We start from the raw sequence: 12,739 nt of genomic DNA on the forward strand, positions 1-12,739 counted from the left end.
CGGTGGCCGGAATCGGTTTTGAGCTCAAGCGCCTGTTTAGGCGCAAGGGTCTGTTTGCCACGATGCGCGCCTATGGCTACGCTGGCATTGTGTGCACGGGCCCCATGCTGCTGGGCGTGCTGCTCCAGGTGGGTATCTTGGTGCTGTGCGGTCTGTGGGGCGTGGGGCGCGCCAACCAGGATCTGCTGGTGTGCATGGTGACCTATACACTGCTGGCCTCGCTTACGCTCACAAGCTTTTTCTCCATGCCGGTCACGCGCTTTTTGGCCGACATGCTCTTTGCCGAGCGCGAGGATGAGATCCTGCCTTCGTTTTGGGGATCTAATGCCATCATGCTCGTTGCGGGCACGGTGCTCTACGGCGTCTTTTTGCTGTTCTCGGGGGCCACGCTGCTGCAGGGGCTGCTGTGCCTGTGGCTCTTCAACATCATGATCGTCAACTGGAACGGCATGAGCTATCTCACGGCCATCAAAGATTATCGTGGCATTCTGTGCAGCTTTGCGGCCGCCATTGGCGTGGCGTGCCTGTGCGCCCTGGCAGCGCTGACGTTGGGACTGCCGCCGGTCGAGGGCCTGTTGGCGTCAATCGCCCTAGGCTACGGCGTCATGCTTGCCTGGGATGTGGTACTGCTGTACCGGTATTTTCCACAGAGTGATCGGAGTCCCTGGCGTTTTTTGCGCTGGCTCGACCAATTTATGCCGCTTGCGCTTACGGGGCTGTTTACCAACTTGGGGCTTTTCGTACACCTGGTTATTATCTGGGCGGGCCCTATTGGCGTGCAGATCAAAGGCCTGTTTTACGGGGCTCCTTACCATGACGTTCCGGCACTCATTGCGTTTTTGACCACACTCGTCACGACCGTCAACTTTGTGGTGTCGGTCGAGGTCAATTTCTATCCGCGCTACCGTGACTACTACAGCCTGTTCAACGACGGCGGCGTGGTGGGCGATATTGTGGTGGCCGAGGAGGAGATGCTCTCCACGCTCAACAGCGAACTGCGCTTTTGCGCGCTCAAGCAGCTGTTTGTGACCGCGGCGGTCATCTCGCTCGAGACTACAGTGCTCTCGGCCCTGCCGCTGGGCTTTAACAATCTTATGCACGGGTATTTTCGCACGTTATGCGTAGGCTACGGCCTGTATGCCGTGGGCAACACGATCCTGCTTATCTTGCTGTACTTTACCGACTACAAGGGAGCCGTTCTGGCCTCGGGCCTGTTTGCCGGTGTGGCAGGGCTGGCGACCGCCGTGTTGTTGCTTTTGCCGCAGCAGTTTTACGGCTTTGGCTTTTTGTTGGGTGCGGTGGTGTTTTTTATCGTGGCGCTGCTGCGGCTCGATACCTATACCGCCAACTTACCGTATCGTATCCTGAGCCAGCAGCCCATTGTGGCGACCGACAAAACGGGTCGTTTTACACAGCTGGGCCGCTTGCTCGACCGTGCCGAGCAGCGCTATGAGGAGTGCCGCTGCAAGGGCGTGCCGCACGGCGCGTTTCAGCGCGCAGTAGTTCGCGTGTACCGTAACCATTGGGGAGGTTCTGATGACCGATAAGATGATGTCTCGCCGTCGCCTGTTTGAAGCGGCTGCCGGTGCTTTGCTGCTTTCGGGCTGCTCATCTCAGGACGAATCCTCGACAAATAAGGTAAAAAAGCAGGACAAGATTAAAAAGGCCGAGTCCTCGGACGGTACCAAGCACCTACGCGATAAAGACGAGCTGTACGAGGTCTACGACGACTCGGACATTGTGACCATGTACCTGACGGTCTCTCGCGGCAACAGCTCCGAGAACACGGACCATAGCTGGACCGAGATCAACACGTACTCGGTGTATGACTATGCCGACATGGGCGTGACGCGCTATCAGGTTATGGGCCTGCTGCAGGCGGGCGACGAAGATGGCCCGGTGGCCGGCGAGGTTGGCTATGGCGAGGAAGCGCCCAATGCCACCGTGCAGGTGCGCGGCCAGACATCGAGCTCCTACACGCAAAAGAATTACAAGGTGGAGCTCAAAAAAGGCAAGGGCACCTGGCGCCAACAGCGCGCGATTGCGCTCAACAAGCACATGGGCGAGGGTATGCGTTTTCGTAACAAGATGGCCTACGACCTTATCCGCGGGATTCCCCAGATGATGGGCCTGCGCACTCAGTTTGTGCATCTGTGGGTGTGCGACCAGACCGAAAAGTCCAACGATACCTTTGAGGACTACGGCCTGTATACGCAGGTGGAGCAGCTCAACAAGACGGCGCTTAAGGCACATGGCCTGGATAAGAGCGGGCACCTGTACAAGGTGAACAGCTTTGATTTCCATCGCTACGAGGACACCATTAAACTTGCCGACGATCCCGACTACAACCAGGCAAACTTCGAGGGCATGCTCGAGATTAAGGGCGATTCGGACCACACCAAGCTCATCGAGATGCTCGATGCGCTCAACGACGAATCGCAAAAGATCGATAACGTGCTCGACACCTACTTTGATACCGAGAATCTGGTCTATTGGCTGGCGTTTCAGATCCTGACGGGCAACTGCGATACTCAGAACCGTAACTGTTATCTGTACAGCCCGCTCAACTCAAATACCTGGTACTTTTTAGATTGGGATAACGACGGCATGCTGCGTAAGCTGGAGCTTTCTCTTGCCGGGTTCTCGGACTATGCGAGCTGGGAGCGCGGCGTAAGCAACTACTGGGGCAACGTGCTATTCAATCGTGCGCTGCGCAGCAAATCGTTCCGCAGTGAGCTCGACCGCGCCGTAAAGGACCTGCGCTCGTATATGACCGAGGCGCGCCTGGCCAAGATGATTAGACATTATCGCGAGGTTACCGAATCGTTGGTCTTTGCTTCGCCCGATATCGACAATCTGCCTGTCACCAAGGACCAATACGAGCAAATCGCCGCGGCGATTCCCTCCGAGATCGAGGAGAACTACAAGAGCTTTCGCGAGAGCTATAAAAAGCCCATGCCGTTCTACATTGGCGTGCCGCAGATCGATAACGGTAAGCTGCGCATTAACTGGGATGCGTCCTACGATTTTAAGGCGCGCGACATTCGCTATACCGTGGAGCTGGCGCGTGACTATGCCATCAAGGACGTGTTTTTTAAGGCCGAGGACGTGCTGCTGCCTGAGGTGACCTGCGATGCGCCCGATACCGGCCAGTATTTTGTGCGCGTGCGTGCCACCAACTCAGACGGCTATACGCAAGATGCGTTTGACTACTATGTGACCGACGACGGCAAACACTACGGCATGAAGTGTTTTTACGTGCAGGACGGTGGTAAGGTCGTGGAGGACACGTATGAGGAGGGCTAGCGCGCTGCTTGAGCGCCTTACGGCTCCGCCTGTGCGTGCCACGCAGGAGCGTTACCGCCACGAGCTCAAATATCTCATTAACGAGGGCGAGCACGCTGCGCTTGCCTGCCGCATGGCGCCGGTTTTTAAACTGGACAAGTATGCGCGGGCGGGTGTTTACACCATTCGCAGCCTGTACTTTGACGACTACTGCAACTCGGCCTACGAGGAAAAAGACGCCGGTATTCTTATGCGAAAAAAATATCGCGTGCGCATCTATAACGGCGGCGACAAGGTGATTAAGCTCGAGCGCAAAAAGAAGTACGGCAGCTGGATCTACAAGGAGGACGCGCCACTCACGCGTGGCGAGTTTGAGCAGATTCTGGCCGGCGACTACGACTTTTTGCTGAGGAGCCCTTATCCGCTCTGTCGCGAGTTCTACATCGAGTGCATCTGCAACATGATGCGCCCGCGGACCATCGTGGACTACGAGCGTGAGCCGTGGGTGATGGACGAGGGCACCGTGCGCATTACCTTTGATAGCAACGTGCGTGCGGCGGTGGGAAGCTTTGACATCTTTGACGCGACGTTGCCCGCGTTGCCCGTGCTGGAGCCCGGCAAGCTGGTGATGGAGGTCAAGTTTACCGAGTTTTGCCCACAGCTGGTGCGCGATATGGTGCCGCCAGGTGCGGCCGAACTCACGGCGGTCTCTAAGTACTGCCTGTGTTATGACAAGACCGCCTACCTGCGCGGTTTTAACTACTGGGAATCGGATTTTGGGAACCGAGGGGATATTTAGACCATGAGCACCAGGGACTTTTTTAAGAACTCCGTCTTGGAGGCGTTTGGCCAGGTCGACCCTGCCAAGATCGGCCTTTCGCTGCTTGTGGCGCTCGCCATGGGCATCCTGATCTATTACGTGTACAAGCGCTTTTTTACCGGCGTGGTCTATTCGCGCAGTTTTGCTGTAACGCTCGTGGGCATGTGCGTGCTCACCTGCATGGTCACGCTCGCGATCTCGACGAATGTGGTCATCTCGCTCGGTATGGTCGGTGCTCTGTCTATCGTCCGCTACCGTACGGCGGTCAAGGACCCGCTCGACCTGCTGTATCTGTTTTGGGCCATTACCACGGGCATTACGGCGGGCGCCGGCATGTATGCGCTCGTAGGACTCACGGCAGTGGTGATCGTGGTGATGATCGCTGGCTTTGCGAGCCACCAGGACAAGGCGCGCGTGTACATGATGGTCATCCACTACACGGGGCAGACCACCGGCGATGATATCGTTCGCGCGTTTGGACGCACCAAGTTCACCGTCAAATCCAAGACGATGCGCGGTGACAAGGTCGAGATGGCCGTCGAGGTCTTCTCGGACGGTGTGGACATGCCCTACGCCGACGCCATCCGCGCGCTCGATGGCGTTGAGGACCTGACGCTCATCCAGTACAACGGCGAATATCACGGCTAGTTTGGTTCAGTTTTATTTAAGGGGCGGTGTCGCTTGGACGTGCAGCAGCTTGAAGAGACCTGGGCCGTAAGGGCCGGCGCACGTGAAACGTGTCTTGTTGCGGCCTCGCATGTGCCGGCGGCGCTGTCGATGCTGGGGATTGTGCAGCCCGGCGATCGCTTGGTGGCCTTTGCGGACGACTTTGCCGATGCGTTTGCGCGCGGCTTTGATGCCTGCGACGTTGTGCTCGTGGGGGAGCCGTCGGTTGCGGCGTTTGCTGTTGCATCCGAGGGCTTTGATGTTTCGTTTGAGGTCGAGGGGCCTCACCTGTGGTGGTTCGTCAACTCTATTGGCGGGTTTGGTCTGCGTGTGCCCGACCTTCGCGCTCTGGGCCGCGCGGCTCGTGAGTCGCATGCGTTGCTCGTGGTTGATAACACTGTGTCGGGCGTCTTTGGGTGCAACCCGTTGCGTCTGGGCGCCGTGCTTTCGCTCGAGGCGCTCGACCGCGTGTGTGCCGGCGTTGCGCCGCGCAAGCTCGTCGCCGCTTCGGTGGCGCGCTCGCAGCTTAAGCGCCATCGCGTGGATGCCGCTGCAGAGTGCGCGCACGCGTTGTTTGCGGGCTGCGGTGCGCCCGCGCTTGACCTGTCTGCCGAGGAGACCGACGTGCTAGAACGCGGGCTGGACTCGCTCGATACCCGCATGCAGGCGCACTTCGATCGCGCCCGTGCTCTGGCCGAGTATCTGGCTGCTAACGAGATGGTGTGTAACGTTCGCTATCCTGGGCTGGGTTCGCATCCCGATCATGCGGTTGCAACGGGAATCCTCGAGCACGGCTTTGGCCCGGCAGTTGAGTTTGACCTTATCGTGCGAAGTGCGGGTGAGCTGTTCGACACATTGCCGGGGGAGTTCCGCACGTCGCCCGCCGGCGGCGCAACGACACGCCTTTCGGCCCCACGCGGCAAGCAGGGGGGAACCATCCGCCTCTTCGCCGGCACCGACGACCCCCTAACCGTAGCCGCCGCCCTAGACAACGCCCTCCGCAAATTAGCTACTCTTTGATGCTGGCGATGAGGTTGTTTGCTTTGGTGGCGATGACGTTGTTGATGTCGGTCTGCAGCTCCTCGTAGACCGCTATGGCTCGCTCGCCGGCGGGGGTGAGCGTGGATCCGCGGGCGCCGTCGCGCTCGATGAGCTTGCAGCCCAGCTGGCCTTCGGCCTCGTTCACAATGCGCCAGGCCTTGGAATACGCCATACCCATGCTCTTGGCGGCACGGTTGAGCGAGTGCTCGCGGGCAATACCCTGCAGCAGCAAGACGCAGCCGTGGCCGAACACGCCCGGCAGATCCTTGTCGCACGCTTGAATGACCAACTTTGCCGTTGTCTTGTACTCCATGTGCTCCACGTCTCCCCGCTAAAGTGTTTGCTGGGCAAACGCAAAGCCTGCGTCAAACCCTCGTGTGCTCTTCTTAAATCATGCATTGTAGCAGTCAAAGTGCGTTAAGATACTTCCCCAGTATTGGGCGCCCAAGGTTGGGCTGGGTCCTACGAGGCCTGCAGCCGACCGGTCGCATGGAAAAAGGAGAAACATGGCTACGTTCTTTCCCGGTGAGTCCCACACGTTTTCGGAGTATCTGCTGGTCCCTGGTTACTCGTCCTCGCAGTGCATCCCCAACAACGTCTCTCTTAAGACGCCGCTAACCCGCTTCAAGCGCGGTGAGAAGCCGGCAATCACCCTGAACATCCCCATGGTTTCCGCCATCATGCAGTCCGTCTCGGGCGTCGACATGGGTGTCGCGCTCGCTACCGAGGGTGGCCTGTCCTTCATTTACGGTTCCCAGACCCCCGAGTCCGAGGCCGCTATGGTCAAGGCCGTCAAGGATCACAAGGCCGGCTTTGTTCAGTCCGATTCCACGCTGACCCCCGACATGACCATGGAGCAGGTCATCGAGCTCAAGGAGAAGACCGGTCACTCCACCATGCCGGTCACCGACGACGGCACTCCCAAGGGCAAGCTCCTGGGTATCGTCACCAGCCGTGACTATCGCCCCAGCCGCGATGATCACCAGAAGAAGGTCTCCGAGTTCATGACCCCGCGTGAGCAGCTCATCGTGGGCGACAAGAACATCAGCCTCAAGGTTGCCAACGATGTCATCTGGGACAACAAGCTCAACGCTCTGCCCATCGTTGACGACAACGATCACCTCATGGGCATCGTCTTCCGCAAGGATTACGACAGCCACAAGACCAACCCCAACGAGCTGCTCGACGGCGATAAGCGCTACATGGTCGGCGCCGGTATCAACACCCGCGACTATGCCGAGCGCGTGCCGCTGCTCATCGAGGCCGGCGCCGATGTCTTGTGCATCGACTCTTCCGAGGGCTTCAGCGAGTGGCAGAAGCGCACCATCGAGTGGATCCGCGCCAACTACGGCGAGGACGTCAAGGTCGGTGCCGGTAACGTCGTCGACGCCGAGGGCTTCCGCTTCCTGGCCGACTGCGGTGCCGACTTCATCAAGGTCGGTATCGGCGGCGGTTCCATCTGCATTACCCGCGAGACTAAGGGCATTGGCCGTGGCCAGGCCACCGCGCTGATCGACGTCTGCCGCGCTCGCGACGAGTACTACGAGGAGACCGGCGTCTACGTGCCCGTGTGCTCCGACGGCGGTATCGTCTACGACTACCACATGACGCTCGCCCTTGCCATGGGTGCCGACTTTATGATGCTGGGTCGCTACTTCGCCCGCTTTGACGAGAGCCCGACCGAGCGCGTCAACGTCAACGGCCAGTACATGAAGGAGTACTGGGGCGAGGGCTCTGCGCGTGCCCGCAACTGGCAGCGCTACGACCTGGGCGGCGCCGCGAAGCTCAGCTTCGTCGAGGGCGTTGACTCCTACGTTCCCTACGCCGGTTCCCTCAAGGACGGCGTGGGCGGCACGCTCTACAAGGTCAAGTCCACGATGTGCAACTGCGGTGCCCTCTCGATCCCCGAGCTCCAGGAAAAGGCACGCCTGACACTGGTAAGCTCGACCTCGATCGTCGAAGGCGGAGCCCACGACGTCGTAGTCAAGGACTCCCAACAGAGCGTAACGTATCGATAAGATAAGACCTGCACATAAAGGTTGAGCCTCAACCACGTTATTTAGATAAAGCGAGATGCCTGCAAGTCGCAGACATCTCGCTTGTTGTATTTGCTATCATCAGTCAAGTTAACCTTAGGGTCGGGCGGTTTAGCTTTGTTCGCTACAAGTTCCGCACGCAAAGAAGAGCACTTAATGTGCTCTTCGTCTTGCGCAGGACTGTCCGCAGTAGCGAATAAAGCTAAGCCGACCGACCCCATTAAAGATTAAAGGAGCTGATATGTGCGATTGCACAGATCATAAGGATGAGATCCCTGCCTACGACGCGCAGGCCATTGAGTCCAAGTGGATGAAGGCCTGGGAGGACTCCAACCTTTTTGCCGTCGACACCGACGCCAGCAAGCCCAAGAAGTACGTGCTCGAGATGTTCCCGTATCCGTCGGGCGATCTGCACATGGGCCACGCGCGCAACTATACCATCGGCGATGCCATGGCCCGTCAGGCCCGCATGCGCGGCTACGATGTGCTGCACCCCATCGGCTTTGACGCCTTTGGCCTGCCTGCCGAGAACGCCGCCATCAAGCACAACACGCAGGCTGCCGCCTGGACGTATAAGAACATGGACCAGGCTCTCGCCACGATGAAGCGCATGGGCTTCTCCTACGATCTGGATCGCATGGTCAAGACCTGCAGCCCCGATTATTACCGTTGGGGTCAGTGGATCTTTGAGAAGTTGTGGGAAAAGGGCCTGGTTTACCGCAAGAAGAACCCGGTCAACTGGTGCCCCACCTGCAAGACCGTTCTGGCCAACGAACAGGTCACCGAGGGCAAGTGCTGGCGCTGCGGCACCGAGCCCGAGAAGCGCGACCTGGAGCAGTGGTACTTCAAGATTACCGAGTACTCTCAGGAGCTGCTCGATGACCTGGAGAAGCTCCCCGGCTGGCCCGAGCGCGTCAAGCAGATGCAGGCCAACTGGATCGGTCGTTCCGAGGGCGCCGAGGTCGACTTTACCCTGTGCGACCAGGATGGCGAGCCCATCGAGGGCGACGAGGGTAAGATCACCGTCTTCACCACGCGAGCCGACACGCTCTTCGGTGTCTCCTTCTTTGTCCTGGCTCCCGAGTACGCGCGTCTGCACGAGCTCGTCGAGGGTACGGAGTACGAGGAGGCCGTGACCAAGATCGTCGAGGACTCCAAGCATATCTCCGCCGTCGAACGTGCCCAGGGCACCCTCGAGAAGCACGGTGCCTTTACCGGCCGCTACGTGGTGAACCCGGTCAACGGCGAGAAGGTCCCCGTGTGGGTTGCCGACTACGTTGTTGCCGACTACGGCACCGGCGCCGTCATGGCCGTTCCCTGCGGCGACCAGCGCGACTTTGAGTTCGCACGCAAGTATGATTTGCCGATCGTGCCGATCATCCTGGACGATGACGACCGCGCAGCCGTCGAGGCCAGCGGCGAGACCATCGATACCTTCCATGCCGAGACCGTCGACTGGGATTGCGCCCACGCTGCCGAGGGCACGCTCGTCCAGTCCGGCAAGTACACCGGCATGCGCGGCGGCAAGCACTCCGAGGGCGAGGCTGCGATCGTGGCCGACCTCGAGGCCATGGGCTGCGGTCGTCGCAAGGTCGAGTTCCGTCTGCGCGATTGGCTCATTTCCCGTCAGCGCTATTGGGGCAACCCCATCCCAGCCATCCACTGCGAGCACTGCGGCATCGTCCCCGTACCCGAGGACCAGCTGCCGGTGACGCTGCCCGAGAACCTGGACCTGGGCGCCGGCGAGACCCTCGCCGAGTGCAAGGAGTTCTACGAGACCACCTGCCCGGTCTGCGGCCGCCCGGCCAAGCGCGAGACCGATACCATGGACACCTTCACTTGCTCCAGCTGGTATTACCTGCGCTATACCGACCCGCACAACACCGAGCTGCCTTTCTCCCGCGAGGCCGCCGACCGTTGGATGCCCGTCGATAACTACATCGGTGGCATCGAGCACGCCATTCTGCACCTGCTCTACAGCCGCTTCTTTACCAAGGCGCTGCGCGACCTGGGCCTGCTGAGTGTGGACGAGCCCTTCACCAACCTGCTGTGCCAGGGCATGGTCAAGGACGAGAACGGCGACACCATGTCCAAGTCCAAGGGTAATGTCGTGCCCCCGAGCTCGGTCATCGAGCCCTACGGCGCCGACACCATGCGTTTGGCGATCCTGTTTATCGCCCCGCCCGAGAAGGATTTCGACTGGGATCCCAAGGCCGTTGAGGGCGCCAACCGCTTCATCAAGCGCGCCTGGCGTATCGTTTGGCAGCTCGTCCAGTCCGGCGACGCCAACGTGGCTTTCGACAAGTCCGCGCTCGACGAGGTTGCGATGAAGCTCTATCGCGAGCGTCACCGCACCATCGCCAAGTGCACCGAGGACTTCGATCGCGGCCAGTTCAACACCGCCATCTCGGCCGTCATGGAACTCGTCAATGCCGCGAGTGCCTACCTCAATGCTACTGAGGGCGCTTCCCGTGACAAGGCGATGTGCTACGGCGTGGCTAAGGATATCGTGAGCGTCCTTGCCCCCATCTGCCCGTTCTGGGCCGACGAGCTGTGGCACGAGGCGCTCGGCTGCGAGGGCAACGTCTACACCGCCGCCTGGCCCGAGTTCGACCTGGCCGAGTCCGTTGAGGACACGGTGCAGATCGTCGTACAGGTGCTCGGCAAGGTCCGTGGCCGCATCGACGTCGCCCGCGACGCCTCCAACGAGGAGATGCAGGCTGCCGCCGAGGCCGCCGTCGCCAAGTGGACCGAGGGCAAGACCGTCGTCAAGGCCATCTGCGTGCCCGGCAAGCTTGTCAACCTTGTGGTCAAGTAAACGTCGCACGCATAGCTGATGCTTCTAAGACGAGGGGCGATCCGGCTGGGTCGTCCCTCGTTTTGTTTTGCCTGCCCAAAGCGCCCGCGGTCAATTGTTCTATTCTTGTGGAGAACCTGTGCGCACGCTGACCTGCAGATTCGTACTGTGCTTGCACGTTTCCGCAGCTATTGGTATAGTTTGCTTGCAAATGAAGTTGTAATTGAAAGAAGTGGGGTTTCGGCCCCGCTTCTTTTTTGTATGGATGGAGGTGCCGCAATGGTCAAGACCAAGACCGAGCAGGCGATCATCGACGCGCTCGAGGCCGTTGCTCCCCAGCACGATGTCGACATTGTCGACGTTGAGCTCGTGGGTGCCACCAAGGCCCCCTGCGTGCGCGTGCGTATCGAGGGTGCCGAGGGCCAGAGCCTGTCGCTCAATGACGTCACGGCCAACACCAAATGGGTCGGCGATGTGATTGAGGAGCTCGACCCCATCTCTTCGAGCTATACGCTCGAGGTGTCGAGCCCGGGTATGGCGCGCCCGCTGCGCCGCCCGCGTGACTTTGCCCGCTTTGTGGGCGAGAACTGCGAGCTCACCTCCACCGCCACCGAGGGCCGTCGCAAGTACGCCGGCAAGATTGCCGCCGCCACCGAGACGAACGTGACCCTCGAGCTCGAGGACGGCGAGTCCGTCACCCTCGATTTCTCTGATGTTAAAAAGTGCAAGTTGAAGCCCACCTACGACTTCAAGCCCGCGAAGGAAGGAAAGTAAGATGGCAGCATCCGACATGATGACCGCCCTGATGGAGCTTTGCCAGGAAAGGCACATCGACCAGCTCTACCTGATCGACCGCCTGGAGCAGTCGCTCGCCAAGAGCTATGCCGAGATCCTGCATCTTGAGTGGGGCGCCAAGGTGACCATCGACCGCACCACCGGCAAGATCTACGTCTACCGCCTGGAGCCGATCGACGATTCCATGGACGAGGAAGGCAACTTCACCGAGTTCGAGGAGATCGACGTCACCCCCAAGAACACGAGCCGCATCGCCGCCCAGCACGCCAAGGCCGAGATCAACGCCATCGTGCGCAACTCCGCCCGCGAGCAGATCTACGAGGAGTTCGCCGGCCGTATCGGTGACCTCATTAGCGGTACCGTGCTGCAGTCCACGCCCGACTTCACGATCGTCAAGATCCGCGAGGGCGTCGAGGCCGAGCTTCCGCACTTCGACCAGCGCCGTTACGAGAACGAGCGCAACGAGCGTCCGATGGGCGAGCGCTATCTGCACAATCAGCACATCAAGGCCGTGATCATCGACGTTCGCGACCCCAACTCCAACCTGCAGCCGGTTCGTGGCGAGCACAGCCGTCCGCCGATTGTCATCTCCCGTACCCACCCCGAGCTCATGCGTCGTCTGTTTGAGCAGGAGGTGCCCGAGATCTATGAGGGCACCGTCCAGATCAAGTCGATCGCCCGCGAGCCCGGCCAGCGCTCCAAGGTCGCCGTCCACTCGCTCGACGATCGCCTGGATCCCGTTGGCGCCTGCGTCGGCCCCAAGGGCAGCCGTGTTCGCGCCGTCGTGGGCGAGCTCCGTGGCGAGCGCGTCGACGTCATCCTGTGGGATGCCGATCCGGCCGTCTATGTCGCCAACGCCCTGTCGCCTGCTAAGGTCACTCGCGTCCTTATCGACGAGGAGAAGGCCTACGCCGGCGTTATCGTGCCCGACGACCAGCTGTCCCTCGCCATCGGCAAGGAGGGCCAGAACGCCCGCCTCGCCGCGCGCCTGACCGGCTGGCACATCGACATCAAGTCCGAGACCCTTGCCGCCGACATCCTCAAGAACGTTCCCGTTCACGAGGAGCCCGCCGCCGACCTGATCGGTGACGAGGAGGACGAGGACGTCCGTCGCTGCGAGTTCGTGTCCGAGGACGGCATCCAGTGCCGCAACCAGGCCCGTCCCGGCTCCCGTTTCTGCGGTGTCCACGACACCGACGCCTTCGATGATGCGGAGGACCTGATCTAGCGCGCGGTCGCGCCGGGCAGGTCCCAGCGCATACCCCACGCTCGTTCAGTCTCTAGGCACCCAAGGTGCCA

At 60.3% G+C, this 12,739-nt stretch carries 10 protein-coding genes; 9 read left to right on the plus strand and 1 reads right to left on the minus strand.

The window, feature by feature from the left end; genetic code table 11:
- Nucleotides 1-2: 2 nt before the first annotated feature.
- Genes pelG through DWW73_RS07025 form a run of 5 tightly spaced genes read left to right on the plus strand, consistent with a single transcriptional unit; the run spans nucleotide 3 to nucleotide 5,791 of the window.
- Nucleotides 3-1,547 carry an exopolysaccharide Pel transporter PelG gene (pelG, locus tag DWW73_RS07005; protein ID WP_117779142.1) on the plus strand — a complete coding sequence of 515 codons (1,545 nt, stop codon included), beginning with the start codon at nucleotides 3-5 and terminating at the stop codon, nucleotides 1,545-1,547.
- Nucleotides 1,537-3,306, plus strand: coding sequence for a CotH kinase family protein (locus tag DWW73_RS07010; RefSeq protein ID WP_117779143.1), 1,770 nt, complete (start codon nucleotides 1,537-1,539; stop codon nucleotides 3,304-3,306). Before pelG ends, DWW73_RS07010 begins: the two co-directional genes overlap by 11 nt.
- Nucleotides 3,293-4,084: a polyphosphate polymerase domain-containing protein gene (locus tag DWW73_RS07015; RefSeq protein ID WP_117779144.1), complete on the plus strand. Its 792-nt coding sequence runs from the start codon at nucleotides 3,293-3,295 to the stop codon at nucleotides 4,082-4,084. The genes DWW73_RS07010 and DWW73_RS07015 overlap by 14 nt, the downstream gene beginning before the upstream one ends.
- Nucleotides 4,085-4,087: 3 nt before the next feature.
- Nucleotides 4,088-4,753, plus strand: a complete 666-nt coding sequence (locus DWW73_RS07020) for a DUF4956 domain-containing protein (RefSeq protein ID WP_089571688.1) — start codon at nucleotides 4,088-4,090, stop codon at nucleotides 4,751-4,753.
- A 39-nt stretch (nucleotides 4,754-4,792) separates the two neighbouring features.
- The gene (locus DWW73_RS07025) at nucleotides 4,793-5,791 is read left to right on the plus strand and encodes a PLP-dependent transferase (RefSeq protein WP_233509164.1); all 999 of its coding nucleotides are present in this window, start codon (nucleotides 4,793-4,795) and stop codon (nucleotides 5,789-5,791) included.
- On the opposite strand, the gene DWW73_RS07030 is transcribed toward DWW73_RS07025, so the two are convergent.
- Nucleotides 5,781-6,125, minus strand: a complete 345-nt coding sequence (locus DWW73_RS07030; protein ID WP_117779146.1) for a winged helix-turn-helix domain-containing protein — start codon at nucleotides 6,123-6,125, stop codon at nucleotides 5,781-5,783. The genes DWW73_RS07025 and DWW73_RS07030 overlap by 11 nt on opposite strands.
- Before the next feature lie 193 nt (nucleotides 6,126-6,318).
- Between DWW73_RS07030 and DWW73_RS07035 the strand changes: the two genes are divergently transcribed.
- The 4 genes from DWW73_RS07035 to nusA all read left to right on the plus strand — a co-directional run bounded on the left by DWW73_RS07035 (nucleotide 6,319) and on the right by nusA (nucleotide 12,668).
- A complete protein-coding gene (locus DWW73_RS07035; protein ID WP_117765727.1) occupies nucleotides 6,319-7,830 on the plus strand; it encodes an IMP dehydrogenase in 1,512 nt (503 codons plus the stop codon).
- A 259-nt stretch (nucleotides 7,831-8,089) separates the two neighbouring features.
- A complete protein-coding gene (gene leuS, locus DWW73_RS07040; protein ID WP_117779147.1) occupies nucleotides 8,090-10,666 on the plus strand; it encodes a leucine--tRNA ligase in 2,577 nt (858 codons plus the stop codon).
- Nucleotides 10,667-10,924: 258 nt separating this feature from the next.
- Nucleotides 10,925-11,419, plus strand: coding sequence for a ribosome maturation factor RimP (gene rimP, locus DWW73_RS07045; protein WP_022094168.1), 495 nt, complete (start codon nucleotides 10,925-10,927; stop codon nucleotides 11,417-11,419).
- Nucleotide 11,420: 1 nt separating this feature from the next.
- The gene (gene nusA / locus DWW73_RS07050) at nucleotides 11,421-12,668 is read left to right on the plus strand and encodes a transcription termination factor NusA (RefSeq protein ID WP_117758165.1); all 1,248 of its coding nucleotides are present in this window, start codon (nucleotides 11,421-11,423) and stop codon (nucleotides 12,666-12,668) included.
- Nucleotides 12,669-12,739: the final 71 nt, after the last annotated feature.

Origin of the sequence: Collinsella sp. AF16-8, assembly GCF_003462695.1 — a bacterium.
GTDB lineage: Bacteria > Actinomycetota > Coriobacteriia > Coriobacteriales > Coriobacteriaceae > Collinsella.

What these genes read in the sequence shown, in the direction of transcription:
- DWW73_RS07010 (WP_117779143.1), top strand. Translation starts at nt 1,537, where the DNA reads ATGACCGATAAGATGATGTCTCGCCGTCGCCTGTTTGAAGCGGCTGCC.
- DWW73_RS07015 (WP_117779144.1), top strand. Translation starts at nt 3,293, where the DNA reads ATGAGGAGGGCTAGCGCGCTGCTTGAGCGCCTTACGGCTCCGCCTGTG.
- DWW73_RS07020 (WP_089571688.1), top strand. Translation starts at nt 4,088, where the DNA reads ATGAGCACCAGGGACTTTTTTAAGAACTCCGTCTTGGAGGCGTTTGGC.
- DWW73_RS07030 (WP_117779146.1), bottom strand. Translation starts at nt 6,125, where the DNA reads ATGGAGTACAAGACAACGGCAAAGTTGGTCATTCAAGCGTGCGACAAG.
- DWW73_RS07035 (WP_117765727.1), top strand. Translation starts at nt 6,319, where the DNA reads ATGGCTACGTTCTTTCCCGGTGAGTCCCACACGTTTTCGGAGTATCTG.
- leuS (WP_117779147.1), top strand. Translation starts at nt 8,090, where the DNA reads ATGTGCGATTGCACAGATCATAAGGATGAGATCCCTGCCTACGACGCG.
- rimP (WP_022094168.1), top strand. Translation starts at nt 10,925, where the DNA reads ATGGTCAAGACCAAGACCGAGCAGGCGATCATCGACGCGCTCGAGGCC.
- nusA (WP_117758165.1), top strand. Translation starts at nt 11,421, where the DNA reads ATGGCAGCATCCGACATGATGACCGCCCTGATGGAGCTTTGCCAGGAA.